Raw genomic sequence first — 15,943 nt, 5'->3', positions numbered from 1 at the left:
GGCATTATTCGGGAAACGACGTCAGGAGGCTCGCCATGGCATGGGACTTCGAGACCGACCCCGCCTACCAGGAACTTCTCGACTGGGCGGACGCCTTCGTCCGGGACGAGGTCGAGCCGCTCGACCTGGTGGCCGGCGACCCGTACGACAAGACCGACCCCCGCTACAAGGAACTGGTCCGCCCGCTCCAGGACCGGGTGCGCGAGAAGGGCCTGTGGGCCTGCCACCTCGGCCCCGACCTCGGCGGCCAGGGCTACGGCCAGGTGAAGCTGGCCCTGCTGAACGAGATCCTCGGACGCTCCCGCTGGGCGCCGTCGGTCTTCGGCTGCCAGGCGCCCGACTCCGGCAACGCGGAGATCATCGCCCACTTCGGCACGCCCGACCAGAAGGAGCGCTACCTGCGCCCCCTCCTGGACGGCGACATCTCATCCTCCTATTCCATGACCGAGCCGCACGGCGGCGCCGACCCGACCCTGTTCACCACGCGCGCCGTCCGCGACGGGGACGGCTGGATCATCAACGGCGAGAAGTGGTTCTCCTCCAACGCCCGGCACGCCACATTCCTGATCGTGATGGCCGTGACGAACCCAGACGTGTCCGCATACGAGGGCATGTCGATGTTCATCGTGCCGGCGGACGCGCCCGGCCTGATCACCGTCCGCAACGTGGGCGTCGGCGGCGAACGCGAGGGCTCCCACGGCTACCTGCGCTACGACAATGTCCGCGTCCCCGCCGAGAACCTCCTCGGCGACGAGGGCGGCGCGTTCGTCATCGCCCAGACCCGCCTCGGCGGCGGCCGCATCCACCACGCCATGCGCACCATCGCGCAGGTCCGCAAGGCGTTCGACATGATGCTCGAACGGGCCGTCTCCCGGCAGACGCGCTTCGGCGCACTCGCCAAGATGCAGATGACCCGCGAGAAGATCGCCGACAGCTGGATCGAGATCGAGCAGTTCCGGCTGCTCGTCCTGCGCACCGCCTGGCTGATCGACAAGCACAAGGACTACAAGGCGGTCCGCAAGGACATCGCCGCCGTCAAGGCCGCGATGCCGAAGGTCTACCACGACGTCGTCCAGCGCGCGATGCACCTGCACGGCGCCCTCGGCGTGTCGAACGAGATGCCGTTCGCCGCCATGATGATGGGGGCCCAGGCGATGGCCATCGCCGACGGCCCCACCGAAGTCCACAAGATCACCCTCGCCCGGCAGCTGCTACGCGACGTCGAACCCGTGGAGGGCCTGTGGCCGTCCGGCCACCTGCCCACCCGCCGGGAGGCGGCCCGCGAACGCTTCGCCGACGCCCTGGAGCACGCAATCGGCAATGAATGACACCCGCGAACGCCTGCTGGACGCCGCCGAGTCCCTCTACGCCGCACGCGGCGTGGACGCCGTCAGCCTCCGGGAGATCATCCAGGAGGCCGGCGCCCGCAACGCCACGGCCGTCCAGTACCACTTCGGCGACCGCGCCGGGATCGTCCGCGCGATCCTCGCCCGGCACGCGGCCGAAGTGGAGGCCCGCCGGCACGCCCTGCTCGACGTCTGCGAGGACGGCGAGCAGGGCGTCCGCCCCCTGGCCGCCGCCCTGGTCCGCCCCATGGCGGCCCGCCTCTCCGACGCGTCGGGCCGCGCCTACCTCCAGATCTGGGCGGACGTCGTCAACCGCCCGAACCCCCTGGTCCCGATGGCGGTTCTCGACGACCCAGCGGACAGCCTCTGCCGCTGGCGCACCCTCGTCGAGCCGCTCCTCGAAGAGGACGCCGCCCGCCTGCACCGGCGCTTCACCGCCATCCTGTACGCCTCGATCGAACTGGCCCGCCGCGCCCGCTCCGGCCCCCACGCCGACGACCGCCTGTTCACCAGCTACCTGATCGACGTCGTCACCGCGATCCTCGGCGCCCCCGTCTCACCCGAGACCCGCCGCCTCGCCGCCGAACGCGACGCCGCCCGCCGCTGAGGTCACATTCGTCCAAGACGGCCGGATCCATCGCTCCCAGACTGGGCATGTCAGCCACGACCAGGGAGGACGACATGACAAGCGAGATCCGCCGGACCTTCTACCCGCTCATCAACTGCGCCGACACGGCCGAGTCCATGGAATGGCTGGAGAAGGCGTTCGGCTTCACGCCCACCGAAGTCCACCGGGACGACGACGGGAAGATCGTCCACGCCGAGATGAACTTCGACACCGGCATCCTCATGTTCGGCAACGGCGAACCCGGCAAGACGGCCCTCTACGTCGCCGTCGACGACCCCGACGCCCACCACGACCGCGCCAAGGCAGCCGGCGCCGAGATCTTCCGCGAGCTCAGCGACCAGGACTACGGCTCCCGCGACTACGCGGCCCGCGACCTGGACGGCAACGAATGGTACTTCGGCACCTACCGCCCCTGAGCGACCCGGCGCCCGCCGACGACCACGGCGGCCGGCCGCGCCAGCGCCGCCGGATCTTCGCGGGGATCGTCATGGAAGGTGACGAGACTCGCCGGGCGCCCCACCCGAAGCCCCGGAACGCCGAGGAAGTCGCAGGCCGCGGTGCTGGCCGCGGCCAACGCCTCCTCCGGTGACACCCCGAGTTCCACCAGCAGCGCGACCTCATCGGCGACGCTCCCGGCCACATCGGTGCCGACCAGGATCCGTACACCTCGCGCGACCGCGATCCGCAGCAGGTGCTCGAAGTGCTCGCGTCGCCGCATGCGCCGCCTGCGGCGCCCAGAGTCCTCGCCGGGCCTGGGGGCGATGGCCGCGCACAGCGTCGGCGTCCATGCGCCGCCCTGATCGGCGAGGGCCGCCACGTCGGCCTCGTTCATGCCGTCGCCGTGCTCGATCGAGTCGACGCCGGCGGCGATCAGGTCACCCGCGAACCCCGTGGTCGTATGCGCCGCGACTCTGGCCCCGGCCTGATGGACGGCCTCCACCAGCCTCCGGACGTCGTCCACCGGATACGCCGGAACGGCGTCGCCCGGACGCATGGCACCGCCGTCCACCAGGGGGAAATCGCCGATCAGCTTCACCCAGCGCGCCCCGCCGGCGATCTCCGCCAGCGCGCTCTCGATCAACTCGTCGGCGGACACGGGCGAATGCAACTCTGGAAAGTACCGTCCCTCCGGCGCGAGGAAACGACCGCAGGCGAGTAGCCTCACGCCTCCGGTGTCCTCCAGCATCCGCAGTGTCAGGCTGCCGGGGCTGCCGAGGTCCCGGACGACCGCGACCCCCGCGTCGCGTGCCGTGCCGAGGTTCGCGTGCGCTTCTTCGAGACTCAGCGGCCGCGGCCATCCGTCCTCGCCGCCGGCGATGCTCAGATGGCAGTGCGCGTCGACCAGGCCGGGCAGCACGAAGCGTCCGGGAAGCGTCTTGCTCCCGTCCGGCGGCACCTCGACCCATCGTCCCTGAGCGTCGATGCCGCCTGCGGCGGGCCGCCCCTCAGGCAGGAACGCACCCTCTACGCGCCAGCCGTCGGATTCTTTGCGGTGGACCCCGTCCCGTCTGCTGACCACCGCACCGGACTGGCCGACCGTCGCCCTCTCCTGCACACCCCGAAGAGTTCCACAGTCGGGGGCCCGGCGGGTTGGCACACAATCACACGATCCACATAAATCCAAAATAGGCGCATAGGGCCCTGTTGTCTCGCTTGTTGTCTTTCGCGACCATGTGTCTGGTTGATCATCTCTGGAGGGAGTTGCTCATGGCCGCGGAAATGCGTCTCACCCGCCGGGGACTGCTCGGAGGCACCGGCGCGGTCCTGGGCGGCGCGCTGCTCGGTCCGGTGGCGGGCGCGCCGTCCGCGGCTTCGGCGCAGGCCGCGCCCCGCGTCCACACCCGTTCCGAGTGGGGGGCGCGGCCGCCCACCTCGACGGCGACCGTGCTGGACCGGGCCCCCGACCACATCGTCGTCCACCACACCGCCTCGGCGAACTCCACCGACTACTCGCTGGAGCACGCCTTCGCGCTGTCCCGCTCGATCCAGAACTTCCACATGGACGGCAACGGATGGAGCGACACCGGTCAGCAGCTCACCATCAGCCGCGGCGGCCACCTGATGGAGGGACGGAACCGCAGCCTTGCGGCCGTCAACGCCGGCGACCACGTGGTCGGGGCCCACACCCTCAATCACAACAGCCACACGATCGGCATCGAGAACGAGGGCATCTACATGACCCAGGGGCCCACTGGCCCGCTGTGGGACAAGCTCGTCGCGACGTGCGCGTGGCTGTGCGACACGTACGGGCTCGACCCGCACGCGGCCATCGTCGGGCATCGCGACTACAACGCCACCGCCTGCCCTGGGGACGTCCTGTACGCGCGGCTGCCGGAACTGCGCAACGAGGTCGCCGGCAGTCTCGGCGCACGGCGCGTCGCGCAGAGCTCTCCCGCCGTGCCCAGCGGCCTGCGGGGACCGCGCCACACCTTCGACCACGGTCCTGCGGCGGCCCCGGGCGAGCCCACGCGCTGATCCGGGAACGGGCGGGAGCCCGGCCGGAATATCGGGAGGCACGCGGTTCCCGCGCGGTGTTACGGTGCGGAAGCCGGCCGCGGGACTTCGGTGCGACTTCCGGAACCCACCTTTCAAGTGATGATTCGCCGCTCGCGCCATCCTTCCCCGGCCGGCACCCCGCCCCCCGACCTGCGTGGAAAGCGATGACCGAGACGTTCGAGGAACTCGTCGCCTGCGAGGACGCGCTGATGTTCGTCAATGCGGCGATCACGTCGACCGGGCAGCGGGAATTCCAGCACTACCCCGGTGATCAGCGGCTCAGCCTTGAATTCCTGCACGAATACATGCTGGAGAACTACCGGGAGGTGTACGCGGCCGCTCTCGCACTGGACGTCAACGACCACAATGCGGCGATCATCGTCCGGAATCTGCTGGTGCGGGCGGGGGACGTCGAGGTCGGGCGGCGCCGGTACGAGGGGCGCCTGATCGCGCGGCGGCTGGAGCTGATGCCGCAGCACCGGGTGTACCGGGTGTTCGGGGAACTGAGGCGGCGCGGTGTGAACAACCGGCGGACGCGCGCCATCATCCGCGACTGGATGGCGGGGCGCGGTGACCCGGCGTTCGACTCCGTCAAGTACCGGAGCGCGGTGAAGGCCGCGGCGCGGCATGCGCATCTGCGGCTTCAGGGGGAGCAGCGCAATTTCCTGTTCGCGCCGTTCAGCGTGAAGGCGTTCAAGACGCCGATCTTCGAGCAGTGGCGGCGGGCGCACTATGAGCAGGCCGCGATCTATGAGCTTCCGTACACGGTCGCGGAGGGGTTCGCGGCCAAGCACGGCGTTCCGCGCGAGGTGTTCCTGGAGCGCATCCAGCCGCGGATGACCCGGCTGGAGCGGCTCCGCCTGCAGGAGAACGCGCGGAAGGCCGCGGTCGAGAACGTCCGCGCGGACCTGGGGGAGATGCCCCTCACCCGGCTCGCCTCGTACGTGCTGTCCCTGTCGCTGGACGCCAGGGCGGAGCGGCGCGCCGAGTTGACCGAGGCGCTGCGCACGGCCGCACGGCGCGTGGCCGGTGCGGCGCGCGGTTCGTGGGGCACGGTGACCGCGGTCCTGGACGACAGCTACTCCGCGACGGGGTCGGGGCAGAAGCGGCGGCGTCCGCTGGCGGTCGCTCTCGCCTCGAACTACCTGCTGGAGGCGCTCGCGAAGGAGTACACGCCGCTGTGGACGTCGGGACGCACCGACGAGCTGCTGGTGTACCCGTTCGGCCCCACGCCGCTCGGGCAGCGGATCATCGACGCGCTGGAGACGCGGCCCGAGCGTCTCCTCATCGTCTCGGACGGCTGCGACAACGCGCCGCCCGGCCTCGCCGCGGACGTCCTGCGGATCTGGCGGACCCGCCTCGACCCGGGGCACCGGCGTGCGCCCGGCCAGCGGGTGATGATCGCCCACCTGAACCCGGTGTACGACGCCGACGACTTCGACGTGCGGCGGCTGGCGCCGACCGTGCCCACCGCTGGCATCAGGGACGCCGAGGACCTGCCGACGCTGGTCGAGCTCGCCCGCTTCGCCGAGGGGCGGGTCGGCCTGGCGCAGCTGCGGGCTCACCTGGACGACCGGGCCGCACGCTTCCTGGGGGACCTCTCATGACGTTCACGCTGGACGGGCTGGAGACCAGGGCCGCGCAGACGTGGGGCAGCGTGCGGCTAGTCCCGCTCGTCCGGGACGAGCCCGTCCCGCATCTGCGCCTGCACCGGAAGGTCTACGAGGAGCCGGTGTCGGTCGTGGAGGTCGGGGACGGGACGGTGTACACGTCGTTCGTCCCGCACGCGTTCGTGGCGACCTGGAGTGAGAACGACCAGTTGCCCGCGGCCGCGTACGGGACGCGGCTCCTGGAGCACGACACCGAGGCCGCGCCGCCGCGGATGCCGGTGCGGACGACGCGCCGGATGGCGAGGAGGACGGGCAAGGACCGGCTTCGCTTCCTGCCGCTGCACCTGGCCGTCGAGGGCTATCTCGCGCTGCACTTCGGCGGCCCGGAGATCGCGTGGGAGGAGTGGTCGCGCAGGGCGGTCGCGCACGGGCTGTCGCCCCGGTGCGAGGAGACCTATCTCGGGCATCAGGTGCGGGGGCTCGAGGACGCCCTGCGGATCTTCGAGATCCATCCGGGGCAGTGCGGCGTGATGGTCTACGTCGCGGACGCGCTGGCGAGCGCGTTCGTCACCCCGCATCCCGACGACTACCGGGCGCTGCATCCGACCCTGGTCGAAGACCTGTTCGGGGAACTGATCTACGTGTACGGCCTCCTGGGGATGCCCGCGGGCGACCTGTCGGCGGGGATCGACGACACCGGGATCCGTTCGCTCAAGGACCTGCGGGCGGCGGCGGAGAGGCGGCAGGCCGAGTGGGCCGCCTTCCATGACGAGGTCATGGCCGGGCAGCTCCTCGACGAGGACGGATCCCGCCAGGTCGTGCAGTTCCTCAACGGCTTCGAGCTGGCGCGGTTCCTGCCGTCGTTCGGCCTGCGCAAGGAGAACCACATCGGTGAGACCATCACCGGCGCCGACGGGCGCGTCGCGTACATGAAGACGTTCCGGCTCTCCGACGCGCAGGTGAAGCGGGGATACCTCCTCAAGCGGCTGGCCGCGCACGAGTGGCGGCTGGACGCCACCGCCGCCTCCCTGGGCACCGATGAGGCGGCCTTCGCGTTGCGGCTTGAGCGGTCCGGGTTCGGCTACCTGCTGCGTCAGGACGTCCTCGACCACTACAGGGCCCAGGCCCGGATCACCTGAGACCGTCGAACAGGTCCTCTTCCTTGCCGGACGCCTCGACGCGCGAGTAGTGGCGGACGAACGTCTCGGACGAGAACGCCGCCTGCTGCACCTCCTCCGGCAGCCGCAGGAGGAAGATGTTCTCGCCCTGGCTCGCGTGGGCCTGGAGGGCCTTCCGCTTGACCTCCACATGCGCGGACACGTCGACCGTGCTGGTGATCAGCTCGTCGGGGGTCCCGAAGTCCTCGGGCGGATCGAAGTCGATCTCCACGCCCGCCTCGCGGATGGTCTCGAACATCTGCTTGATGCCCGAGCGGGGGATGGCGGTGTAGTACAGCTTGTCCGGCACGCCGCTCTTCTCGGCGGCGGCGAGCGCGATGCGGTGGGCCTGGATGTGGTCGGGGTGCCCGTAGCCGCCGTTCTCGTCGTAGGTGACGACGACCTGCGGGCGGTAGTGCTCCATCAGCGCGGCGAGCCGCCCGGCGGACTCCTCCAGCGGGACGTTCGCGAACGCCTCGGGATCGTCGTTCGCCGACCAGCCGGCCATGCCGGAGTCGCGGTAGCCGAGCAGCTCCAGATGGCCGATGCCGAGCAGGCCGGCCGACTCGCGCAGTTCGGCCAGGCGCCGTTCGGCGACCTCGGAGGCGTCGTGTCCCGGTTCGCCGGGCTTCACGCCGCCGGAGTCGTCGCCCTGCTCCCCGTTGGTGCAGGTGACCAGGACCGTGCGGATGCCCTCTGCGGCGCAGCGGGCGAGCAGGCCGCCGGTGCCCAGCACCTCGTCGTCGGGGTGGGCGTGCACGGCCATCAGCGTGAGTTGGTGCGTCATCCAGGCTCCTTCAGGACTCGGCCGCCCACTCTACGTCCCGCGCGCCGGAGTCGATCACGTCTGGGACGTGGCCTCCGCCGCCGACAGTTCGGCGACCGTCAGCGGGTGCGCCGGGTCGTCGAACGGGAACAGCGAGGTCGCCTCCAGCCCGTCCACCATGAGCAGTTCGCCGGGCGCGAGGAGGCGCCACCCCGGGTCGTCGTCCATGCGCTCGCTGGCGAGGACGAACGCCGGGCACGGCTCCCTGTGCGCCCCCACGCTCACCTGACCGGGCTCGCGGCCGGAGCTCAGGTGCCGGGCGGGACCGGTCTTCTCCAGCGTGGGCTTGAGGACCCACAGCTCGTGCGTGTCCGGGTAGCGCAGCGCCCACAGCCGCCGCGACTCGGCCAGCAGGACGTTCAGCGCGAAGACGGGCAGTTCGGCGGCGATGCGCCGGACGGCGGAGATCAGCCCCGCCAGTGCGTCGCCGCATCGCCGGATCTCCGCCGTGATGTAGGCGAACACCAGCTCGGAGTCGGTCTGCCCCTGGGTCAGGGCCCGTTCCACGTCGGTGAGCCACGAGCCGAGGACGTCGAGGCGCTTCACCACGCCGTTGTGGGCGAACAGCCGGTCGTCCATGACGAACGGGTGGGAGTTGTGGACGTCCGGTGCGCCCGTCGACGCGAACCGGACGTGGGAGACGAACGTGTGCGACACGACGTGGCGCGCCTCGGCGTTGAAGTCGCAGTCCTGGAACGCGGCGATGGGCGCGCGGTCGCGGACGGGTTCCTCGCCCAGCGAGAACCAGCCGAGTCCCGTTCCGTCGGGCATGCGGCGGCTCTGGGACGTCATGCTGTCCGGAGCGTCCAGCAGCCAGAACGTGCTGTGGACGCGCGGTCCTCCCGTGGTCATCCCGAAGAGCCGGCACATGACCGCACCATGCCCGCTCGGCGGAAACCTATGACGCGCGGCCGGAAATGACCTTCGACGGACGGTCCGTGATGTCGTACCGTCCGGGTATGGGGTCGCCGGTGGTTCTTCTGGACGTGGACGGAGTTCTCAACCCATTCGAAAGGCCCCACCGGGGCTACAAACGGCATCGCTGCTCGCCGAACGGCATGTCGTTCAGGCTGTGGCTCAACCCCGCGCACGGCCCGTCCCTGCTGGACCTGGCCGAGTCCGCCGGTGCGGAACTGGCCTGGGCGAGCTACTGGTGCGACAACGCCAACGTGTGGATCGCTCCGAGAGTCGGGTTGCCGGAGCTGCCGTTCGTCCCGATCCCGCAGTTCCCCGGCGCCGAGGAGGGGCGGACGCTCGGCGCGTGGAAGGCCCGCCACGTCGCCGCGTGGACCGAGGGCCGCCCGTTCGTCTGGTTCGAGGACGAGCCCGACGCCACCGAGTGCATCGCCGGCGAGCCCGACGTCGCCGAGCATCTGCTCGTGGAGATCGACCCGATGGGCGGCCTGACCGACGAGCACCTCGCCGCCGCCGCGACCTGGCTGCGCGCCCTCGCCCGCTGACACCGCAGGCCCGCTCACACCCGGGCCCGCTGACACCGCAGGCCCGCCGACGCCGCAGGCATGCCGGCCGCGGCTGCCGGGCAGGTTTCATTCGTCCAAGACGGCCCCCCGGCTACTCCGTAGCGTCCCTGGTGACAAAGAAGGGAGCCGACGATGTCGAGATCACCGCTGCTGGACCTGGCCTTCGGGTACATGCCGGCGCAGATGCTTCACGTGGCCGCGGAGATACGGCTGGCCGACGCCCTGGCGGACGGGCCGAGATCGAGCGCGGAACTGGCGAAGGAGACCGGAACCCACGCGCCGTCGCTGTACCGGCTGCTGCGCGGCCTCACCGGCCTGGGCGTCGTGGACCAGAAGGAGCGCGACCTCTTCGCGCTGACCGCGGAGGGGCGGCGGCTCCGCGCCGACGCCCCCGACTCGATCCGCGCGCTGATCAAGCTGTTCTGCGGCCCCGACGTGTGGCGGACGTGGGGCGACATGACCGAGACGCTGCGCACCGGGGAGTACGCGTGGGAACGCGCGACCGGCAAGACGCCGTTCGAGTTCTTCAAGTCGGACGGAGAGCTGTCGGCGACGTTCAACGCGGCGATGGCCGAGCACACCCGGGCGGTCGCGCCGGGGATCATCGAGGCGCACGACTTCGGCCGCTACGCCACGGTCGCGGACCTCGGCGGCGGTGACGGAACGCTGCTCGCCGCGATCCTGCGCGCCAACCCCGGGCTGCGCGGAGTGCTCTTCGACCTGCCCGCCGGCCTCGACGCCGCGTCCGGCACGCTGGCGGACGTCGCCGACCGGGCGCAGATCATGCCGGGCGACTTCTTCGAGTCCGTTCCCGAAGGCCCGGACGCGTACGTCCTCAAGAGCGTGATCCACGACTGGCACGACGAGAAGGCCACCGCGATCCTGAAGAACGTCCGCGCGGCGATGCGTCCCGGCGACCGGGTGCTCGTGCTGGAGCAGGTGATGCCGGAGATCGTCACGCCGGAGACGGCCGGCGTCGTCCGCAACGACCTCAACATGCTCGTCTCGACCGGCGGACGCGAGCGGACCGAGGCGGAGTTCCGGGAGCTGCTCGAAGGCGCGGGACTCACGGTGGTCTCGCTGACCGGGCCGCTGCCGCCGTCCGCCTACCACGTCATCGAGGCGGAACCGGCCGGGTAGGCCCGGGGGCGTCTTCGTCAGGGCCCGCTTACGGCGGGAGGCCGCGAGCGTGCAGGATGGTGCTGTCGTCCGCCCCCTGACGAAGGAGCGCCCCATGAGTTCTCTGGCCGGCCGTACCGCCCTGGTCACCGGAGGCGGCCGGGGGATCGGCCGGGCGATCGCCCTGGCCCTGGCCGCCGACGGGGCCGGGGTGGCCGTCGCCTACCGGCGCGACGAGGACGCCGCGCGCAAGACCGTCGCCGACATCGAGGCCGCGGGCGTGCGCGGCCACGCGTTCCGCGCGTCGGTCGACGACCTGGAGGAGTGCCGGGCCCTCGCCGCCCGCGTCGAGGCGGAGCTCGGCGGCCTCGACATCCTCGTGCACTGCGCCGGGATCGCCAGCCGCGGCCACAGCGTCGCTGGCACCGACCCCGCCGAGCTCGAGCGGGTGCTGCGCGTGCACGCGTTCGGCCCGCACCACCTCAGCCAGGCGCTGCTGCCGCTGATGCGCCGCGCCGGACGCAGCGACATGGTGTTCGTCTCCAGCGTGATCACCGACACCACGCCGCCGTTCGGCGCCCCCTACACGATGGGCAAGGCCGCGATGGAGGCGCTCGCGCGGACCCTCGCCAAGGAGGAGCGCGGCAACGGCATGCACGTCAACGTCGTCGCGCCCGGCGTGGTCGACACCGACATGGGACGGCGGCTCGTGCGCGCCACCACGGGCATCGAGGACATCCGGCAAGCGGACGCCTCATCCCCCTACGGGCACGTCTGCACTCCCGAGGAGGTCGCCGGAGTGGTGCGGTTCCTCGTCTCCGACGAGGCGTCCTACCTCACCGGGCAGCGCATCGTCATCGACGGGGGGACGTTCTAGCGCCGACGCTAGTGGCGCGTCCAGTCGGGCTGGACGAGGTCGGCGACCCTGACGTCGTGCCCGAGCAGCACCACCTCGCGGAACTGCCACAGCATCGCGCCGGTCGGGGCATGGACGCGCCACCGGGGCCCCAGCCACATCTGTAGCAGATGACCGCCGCCGGGCTGCGGAACCCATTTCGGCGTGTCGTCGTCCGCGAGCTTGCGCAGGCTCGTGTGGTGGACGGAGTGGACCTCGTCCGGGCTCGGCATCAGCGGCCCGGGGTCGTCCAGCACCACCACGACCGGCGTGATCGAGAAACCGGAGGTGGCGGGGAAGTCGTCGAGCCTGCCGAGGACGTCGGCGGACCCGGCGGTCAGGCCGATCTCCTCGTGCAGCTCCCGCAGGGCCGCCTCCTCGGGCGTCTCGCCCTCCTCCACGCGGCCGCCGGGCAGCCCCCACTGACCGGGGTTGCGCCCCCGGTAAGCGCGCTTGATCAGGATCACCGCGGGAACGCCGTCGTGCTCCACCGCGCACAGGACGACCCCTGCGCGGCGCAGGCCGGGCTTGTCCGGGACGGTCGTGTGCTCGAACGAGGCCAGCCTGCCGGCGGCGACACTCCGGAACGAGGCGAGGTCGCCGAACGGATCGAGGGGGTCGGTCATGCGTCGATGGTGCCAGGCCCCGGCTCGCGCTCCGTCCCCGGCTCACGGTTCGGCGCCGCCTCCCGCGCGTACGTCGCGGGCGGGGTCCCGACGGCGGCGGTGAAGTCGCGGGTGAAATGCGCCTGGTCGGCGTAGCCGAGCTCCGCCGCCACCTCCGCCCAGTCGACGTCCGAGCCGGACGCGGCCCGCTCGTGCGCCTCCTGCATCCGGTACCGCCGGATCACCCACTTCGGGCCGACGCCCACGTACTCGTGGAACAGGCGTTGCAGGCTGCGCGGGCTCATCCCCACGTCCCCGGCCAGCTCGTCCACCCGCAGCAGGCCCGGACGCGCCGCGATCCGCGCGACGATCCCGGCGGCCCGTTCGGCGGCCGGGTCGGGCACGGGACGCCGCCCGATCAGGAACTCCGTCAGCAGCGCGAGGCCCTCGGCCGCGCCCGGGGCCGCGAAGATCTCCCCGGCGAGCGCGAGGCCGTCCTCGCCGAACACCTCGTCCACCCCGGCGAACCGGCCGGTCAGCGCGGAGACCGGCACGTCGCCGCCGAGGAACGGCCGGAACCCGCCCGGCCGGAAACCGACCCCGACCACGCGGCCCTCGTCCGCGATCTCCTCGGTGAACTCTTCGCGCACCACGCCCACGATCCGCGCCCGCGTCGCCCCGCTGGTCAGATAGCTGGTGAAGGTCATGTGGACGGACGGCAGCGTGAGCAGCCGCTGGCGGTGCGGGGGCCGTCCGCGCAGGTCCCAGCGCAGCACCCAGAAGAATTCGGCGAACGGGGCGAGCGGGGGCGGCGGCGCGATCCGCTCGACCCGGAAGTGCTCCAGCCCCGTCCGCGCGTGCAGGATGCCCCGCGTCCCACCGGGTAGGGGTCGTTCCATCAGTTCAGGCTAACGTGGCGCGTTTCTTCAAGACCGGACCCCGCGGCCGGTTCTACCGTGGACGGCGTGTTCGAACTGATGAGCGAGGGAGAGATCATGGATATCCGGAGCCAGATGCTTCCCGCCGCGGAGGCCGCGGCGCGGATCGTCCTGGAGATCCCCGCGGCGAAGCTGGACGCGCCGACCCCGTGCGCGGGCTGGGACGTCCGGGCCCTGATCAACCACCTGATCCTGTGGAGCGCGCGCGGCGAGGCCGCCGCGCACAAGCTGCCGATCACCGGGCCGGGGGAGGACCACGACTTCACCGCCGAGCCCCGCTGGGCCGAGCGGTACGAGGAGCAGGCCAGGAAGACCGCCGAGGCCTGGCAGGACCCGGCGGCGTGGGAGGGCACGACCAGCCTCACCGGCAACAAGGAGGGCATGCCGGCCGAGTTCATCGCCGGGATCCTCTTCGGCGAGTCCGTCACCCACGGCTGGGACCTCGCCGCCGCCACCGGCCGCGAGCCCGGCTACCCGCCCGAGGTCGTGCGGGCCGCGTGGGAGCAGCTCGTCCCGACGGCGGAGGTCGGCCGCGAATACGGGGCGTTCGGCGCCGAGGTGCCCGTGCCGGAGGACGCGCCGCTCCTCGACCGGCTCGTCGGGCTGGCCGGCCGCGATCCGCACTGGAGGCCCGCACCGGGCGCGTAGCCCGGTGGGAACACGGGCGGGGCGCGCGGGTCCCGGGCGCGAACGGGCCCCCGCGCGCTCTACCCTTGAAGCATGTCTTCGACCTCTTCGATCCGCGTCCGCTTCGCCCCGTCCCCGACCGGCATGTTCCATGTCGGCGGCGCCCGCTCGGCGCTGTTCAACTGGGTGATGGCCGCGCAGTCGGGCGGGACGCTCGTGCTGCGGATCGAGGACACCGACGCCTCCCGCAACAGCCCCGAATGGACCGAGGGCATCATCCGCGCCCTGGCCTGGCTCGGGATGGACGGCGAACAGTACGAGGGCCCCTACTTCCAGTCGGCCAACACCGACAGGCACGCCGAGGCCGTCGAGACGCTCAAGGCCGCCGGCCGCGCCTACTACTGCGACTGCACCCGCGAAGCCGTGATCGCCCGCACCGGCGACCAGCACAAGGGCTACGACGGGTTCTGCCGCGACCGCGGCCTGGACGCCGGTCCCGGACGCGCCCTCCGCTACCGCACGCCCGACGAGGGCCAGACCACCGTCGTGGACCTGCTGCGCGGCAAGCCCGTCTTCGAGAACGCCGTCCTGGAGGACTTCGTCATCGCCCGCGCCGACGGGTCGGTCACGTTCCTGCTGGCCAACGCGGTCGACGACATGAGCCAGGGCATCACCCACGTCGTGCGCGGCGAGGAGCACCTGTCCAACGCGCCCAAGCAGCAGCTGCTGTGGGAGGCGCTCGGCGGCGAGCCGCCCGTCTGGGCGCACGTCCCCGTCATCGTCAACGAGAAGCGGCAGAAGCTGTCCAAGCGCCGCGACAAGGTCGCGCTGGAGGACTACCGGGCCGAGGGCTACCTCCCCGAGGCCATGCGAAACTACCTGATGCTCCTCGGCTGGGCCCCGTCGGGCGACCGCGAGATCGTCCCCTGGGACGTGATCGTCGACGAGTTCCGCATCGAGGACGTCAACACCTCGCCCGCGTTCTTCGACGAGAAGAAGCTCCGCTCGTTCAACGGCGACTACCTCCGGGCGCTGCCCGTCGAGAAGTTCATCGCCGAGTGCCTCCCGTTCCTGCAGGAGGCCCCGTTCGACGTCGACGTCGCGGTGTTCGCCGAGCTGGCGCCGCTGGCGCAGACCCGGGTGGCGCTGCTGTCGGAGATCGTCCCGATGATCGACTTCGTGTTCCTGGACGAGCCGCCGTCCGACGAGCAGTCCTGGAAGAAGGCGATGAAGGAGCCCGCCGCCGCGATCCTCGCCGCCGCCGAGACCGCCTACCGGGACGCGCCGTGGAACGCCGCCGAGCTCAAGGACCGGCTGGAGCGCATCGGCGCCGAACACGGCCTCAAGCTCGGCAAGACCCAGGCGCCCGTCCGCGTCGCCGTCACCGGCCGCACCGTCGGGCTCCCGCTGTTCGAGTCCCTGGAGATCCTCGGCCGCGACCGCACGCTCGCCCGCATCGCCGCCGCCAGGGCCGTACTGGATCGCGGCTAGCCGGGGGTCAGGACGACGCCGGGCCTTCGCCGTTGAGGGCCTGGCGGAGTTCGGTGAGGCGGCGGCCGAGTTCGTCGAACTCGCCGCGCAGGGCGTCCGGGACGCGCTTGCCGACCACCTCGGCCTGCTCCTCCACGGCCGCCAGCCGCTCACCGGCCCGCTGCGGCGCCTCCTCGGCGGGGCGCGCCCGCAGGAGCGTCGACTGCTCCCGCAGCAGGGCGGCCTGCTCGCGCAGCAGCGTCGTCTGGTCGCGGAGCTGCTTGTTCTTGTTGTGCAGCTCCACGAACACCGACACCTTCGCGCGCAGCACCCACGGGTCGAACGGCTTGGAGATGAAGTCGACCGCGCCCGCCGCGTAGCCGCGGAAGGCGTAGTCGGGGTCGCTGTTCACCGCCGTGAGGAAGATGATCGGCAGGTCGCGGGTCTTCTTGCGGCGCTTGATGTCGCGGGCCGTCTCGAACCCGTCCATCCCCGGCATGACGACGTCCAGCAGGATGACCGCGTACTCGTCGGTGAGCAGCGCCTTCAGCGCGTCCTCCCCGGACCGCGCCCGGACGAGGTCCTGATCCAGCGAGCTGAGGATGGCCTCCAGCGCGATCAGGTTCTCCTCGCGGTCGTCCACGAGCAGGATCTTCGCCTTGTCGTCCACGCGCGTCTCTCCGATTCCGGTCCCCGCCATCGCCGGCCGCTTCAGCGCCTACGGCGACCCTACTTCCAGGCCTCT

At 71.6% G+C, this 15,943-nt stretch carries 17 protein-coding genes; 11 read left to right on the top strand and 6 right to left on the bottom strand.

Annotated features, from left to right (window positions below; translation table 11 throughout):
• Nucleotides 1-35 precede the first annotated feature (35 nt).
• The 3 genes from ACGFIS_RS32740 (at nucleotide 36) to ACGFIS_RS32730 (ending at nucleotide 2,390) form a co-directional block, all read left to right on the top strand.
• Nucleotides 36-1,328, top strand: a complete 1,293-nt coding sequence (locus ACGFIS_RS32740) for an acyl-CoA dehydrogenase family protein (RefSeq protein ID WP_392912698.1) — start codon at nucleotides 36-38, stop codon at nucleotides 1,326-1,328.
• Entirely contained in the window at nucleotides 1,321-1,953 is a 633-nt protein-coding gene (locus ACGFIS_RS32735; RefSeq protein ID WP_358468665.1) for a helix-turn-helix domain-containing protein, read from the top strand. The genes ACGFIS_RS32740 and ACGFIS_RS32735 overlap by 8 nt, the downstream gene beginning before the upstream one ends.
• Nucleotides 1,954-2,027: 74 nt before the next feature.
• The gene (locus ACGFIS_RS32730; RefSeq protein WP_392912696.1) at nucleotides 2,028-2,390 is read left to right on the top strand and encodes a VOC family protein; all 363 of its coding nucleotides are present in this window, start codon (nucleotides 2,028-2,030) and stop codon (nucleotides 2,388-2,390) included.
• Here ACGFIS_RS32730 and ACGFIS_RS32725 read toward each other — a convergent pair.
• Nucleotides 2,378-3,529, bottom strand: coding sequence for an amidohydrolase family protein (locus ACGFIS_RS32725; protein ID WP_358468659.1), 1,152 nt, complete (start codon nucleotides 3,527-3,529; stop codon nucleotides 2,378-2,380). The two genes, ACGFIS_RS32730 and ACGFIS_RS32725, sit on opposite strands and share 13 nt — an antisense overlap.
• 152 nt (nucleotides 3,530-3,681) lie before the next feature.
• Here ACGFIS_RS32725 and ACGFIS_RS32720 point away from each other — a divergent pair, with 152 nt between their 5' ends.
• From ACGFIS_RS32720 to ACGFIS_RS32710, 3 genes are all read left to right on the top strand, one after another.
• Nucleotides 3,682-4,449: a peptidoglycan recognition family protein gene (locus ACGFIS_RS32720; protein WP_358468656.1), complete on the top strand. Its 768-nt coding sequence runs from the start codon at nucleotides 3,682-3,684 to the stop codon at nucleotides 4,447-4,449.
• A 185-nt stretch (nucleotides 4,450-4,634) separates the two neighbouring features.
• A complete protein-coding gene (locus tag ACGFIS_RS32715) occupies nucleotides 4,635-6,077 on the top strand; it encodes a hypothetical protein (RefSeq protein WP_358468653.1) in 1,443 nt (480 codons plus the stop codon).
• A complete protein-coding gene (locus ACGFIS_RS32710; RefSeq protein WP_358468650.1) occupies nucleotides 6,074-7,219 on the top strand; it encodes a hypothetical protein in 1,146 nt (381 codons plus the stop codon). The genes ACGFIS_RS32715 and ACGFIS_RS32710 overlap by 4 nt, the downstream gene beginning before the upstream one ends.
• Here ACGFIS_RS32710 and ACGFIS_RS32705 read toward each other — a convergent pair.
• Nucleotides 7,212-8,024 (bottom strand): PIG-L family deacetylase, encoded by an 813-nt coding sequence (locus ACGFIS_RS32705; protein WP_358468647.1) that lies wholly within the window; start codon nucleotides 8,022-8,024, stop codon nucleotides 7,212-7,214. The two genes, ACGFIS_RS32710 and ACGFIS_RS32705, sit on opposite strands and share 8 nt — an antisense overlap.
• A 54-nt stretch (nucleotides 8,025-8,078) precedes the next feature.
• Nucleotides 8,079-8,933 (bottom strand): class II glutamine amidotransferase, encoded by an 855-nt coding sequence (locus ACGFIS_RS32700; protein ID WP_358468644.1) that lies wholly within the window; start codon nucleotides 8,931-8,933, stop codon nucleotides 8,079-8,081.
• Between the two features lie 47 nt (nucleotides 8,934-8,980).
• On the opposite strand from ACGFIS_RS32700, the gene ACGFIS_RS32695 reads away from it, so the two are divergent.
• The 3 genes from ACGFIS_RS32695 (at nucleotide 8,981) to ACGFIS_RS32685 (ending at nucleotide 11,540) form a co-directional block, all read left to right on the top strand.
• Nucleotides 8,981-9,523, top strand: a complete 543-nt coding sequence (locus ACGFIS_RS32695; RefSeq protein ID WP_358468641.1) for an HAD domain-containing protein — start codon at nucleotides 8,981-8,983, stop codon at nucleotides 9,521-9,523.
• A gap of 153 nt (nucleotides 9,524-9,676) precedes the next feature.
• On the top strand, nucleotides 9,677-10,684 hold the full coding sequence (locus ACGFIS_RS32690) for a methyltransferase (RefSeq protein ID WP_358468638.1): 1,008 nt from the start codon (nucleotides 9,677-9,679) through the stop codon (nucleotides 10,682-10,684).
• Between the two features lie 94 nt (nucleotides 10,685-10,778).
• Nucleotides 10,779-11,540, top strand: coding sequence for an SDR family NAD(P)-dependent oxidoreductase (locus tag ACGFIS_RS32685; RefSeq protein WP_392912695.1), 762 nt, complete (start codon nucleotides 10,779-10,781; stop codon nucleotides 11,538-11,540).
• Nucleotides 11,541-11,548: 8 nt separating this feature from the next.
• Here the strand turns inward: ACGFIS_RS32685 and ACGFIS_RS32680 are convergent, their stop codons facing one another.
• Nucleotides 11,549-12,184, bottom strand: coding sequence for an NUDIX hydrolase (locus tag ACGFIS_RS32680; protein WP_392912694.1), 636 nt, complete (start codon nucleotides 12,182-12,184; stop codon nucleotides 11,549-11,551).
• Nucleotides 12,181-13,062, bottom strand: a complete 882-nt coding sequence (locus tag ACGFIS_RS32675; protein ID WP_392912692.1) for a helix-turn-helix domain-containing protein — start codon at nucleotides 13,060-13,062, stop codon at nucleotides 12,181-12,183. Before ACGFIS_RS32675 ends, ACGFIS_RS32680 begins: the two co-directional genes overlap by 4 nt.
• Nucleotides 13,063-13,128: 66 nt before the next feature.
• Between ACGFIS_RS32675 and ACGFIS_RS32670 the strand changes: the two genes are divergently transcribed.
• Entirely contained in the window at nucleotides 13,129-13,749 is a 621-nt protein-coding gene (locus ACGFIS_RS32670; protein ID WP_392973515.1) for a TIGR03086 family metal-binding protein, read from the top strand.
• Between the two features lie 72 nt (nucleotides 13,750-13,821).
• Nucleotides 13,822-15,219 carry a glutamate--tRNA ligase gene (gene gltX, locus ACGFIS_RS32665; RefSeq protein WP_358468628.1) on the top strand — a complete coding sequence of 466 codons (1,398 nt, stop codon included), beginning with the start codon at nucleotides 13,822-13,824 and terminating at the stop codon, nucleotides 15,217-15,219.
• Between the two features lie 7 nt (nucleotides 15,220-15,226).
• Here the strand turns inward: gltX and ACGFIS_RS32660 are convergent, their stop codons facing one another.
• On the bottom strand, nucleotides 15,227-15,868 hold the full coding sequence (locus tag ACGFIS_RS32660; RefSeq protein ID WP_358468626.1) for a response regulator: 642 nt from the start codon (nucleotides 15,866-15,868) through the stop codon (nucleotides 15,227-15,229).
• Nucleotides 15,869-15,943 lie beyond the last annotated feature (75 nt).

The organism is Spirillospora sp. NPDC048824, assembly GCF_043198455.1.
Classification (GTDB): Bacteria; Actinomycetota; Actinomycetes; order Streptosporangiales; family Streptosporangiaceae; genus Spirillospora.
The sequence above is the reverse complement of the archived record's forward strand: the minus strand, read 5'-3'. Positions and strand labels throughout refer to the sequence as shown.

Excerpts from the sequence above, each read along its gene's own strand:
- ACGFIS_RS32740 (WP_392912698.1), top strand. The coding sequence starts at position 36 with ATGGCATGGGACTTCGAGACCGACCCCGCCTACCAGGAACTTCTCGAC.
- ACGFIS_RS32735 (WP_358468665.1), top strand. The coding sequence starts at position 1,321 with ATGAATGACACCCGCGAACGCCTGCTGGACGCCGCCGAGTCCCTCTAC.
- ACGFIS_RS32730 (WP_392912696.1), top strand. The coding sequence starts at position 2,028 with ATGACAAGCGAGATCCGCCGGACCTTCTACCCGCTCATCAACTGCGCC.
- ACGFIS_RS32720 (WP_358468656.1), top strand. The coding sequence starts at position 3,682 with ATGGCCGCGGAAATGCGTCTCACCCGCCGGGGACTGCTCGGAGGCACC.
- ACGFIS_RS32715 (WP_358468653.1), top strand. The coding sequence starts at position 4,635 with ATGACCGAGACGTTCGAGGAACTCGTCGCCTGCGAGGACGCGCTGATG.
- ACGFIS_RS32710 (WP_358468650.1), top strand. The coding sequence starts at position 6,074 with ATGACGTTCACGCTGGACGGGCTGGAGACCAGGGCCGCGCAGACGTGG.
- ACGFIS_RS32705 (WP_358468647.1), bottom strand. The coding sequence starts at position 8,024 with ATGACGCACCAACTCACGCTGATGGCCGTGCACGCCCACCCCGACGAC.
- ACGFIS_RS32700 (WP_358468644.1), bottom strand. The coding sequence starts at position 8,933 with ATGTGCCGGCTCTTCGGGATGACCACGGGAGGACCGCGCGTCCACAGC.
- ACGFIS_RS32695 (WP_358468641.1), top strand. The coding sequence starts at position 8,981 with ATGACCTTCGACGGACGGTCCGTGATGTCGTACCGTCCGGGTATGGGG.
- ACGFIS_RS32690 (WP_358468638.1), top strand. The coding sequence starts at position 9,677 with ATGTCGAGATCACCGCTGCTGGACCTGGCCTTCGGGTACATGCCGGCG.
- ACGFIS_RS32685 (WP_392912695.1), top strand. The coding sequence starts at position 10,779 with ATGAGTTCTCTGGCCGGCCGTACCGCCCTGGTCACCGGAGGCGGCCGG.
- ACGFIS_RS32680 (WP_392912694.1), bottom strand. The coding sequence starts at position 12,184 with ATGACCGACCCCCTCGATCCGTTCGGCGACCTCGCCTCGTTCCGGAGT.
- ACGFIS_RS32675 (WP_392912692.1), bottom strand. The coding sequence starts at position 13,062 with ATGGAACGACCCCTACCCGGTGGGACGCGGGGCATCCTGCACGCGCGG.
- gltX (WP_358468628.1), top strand. The coding sequence starts at position 13,822 with ATGTCTTCGACCTCTTCGATCCGCGTCCGCTTCGCCCCGTCCCCGACC.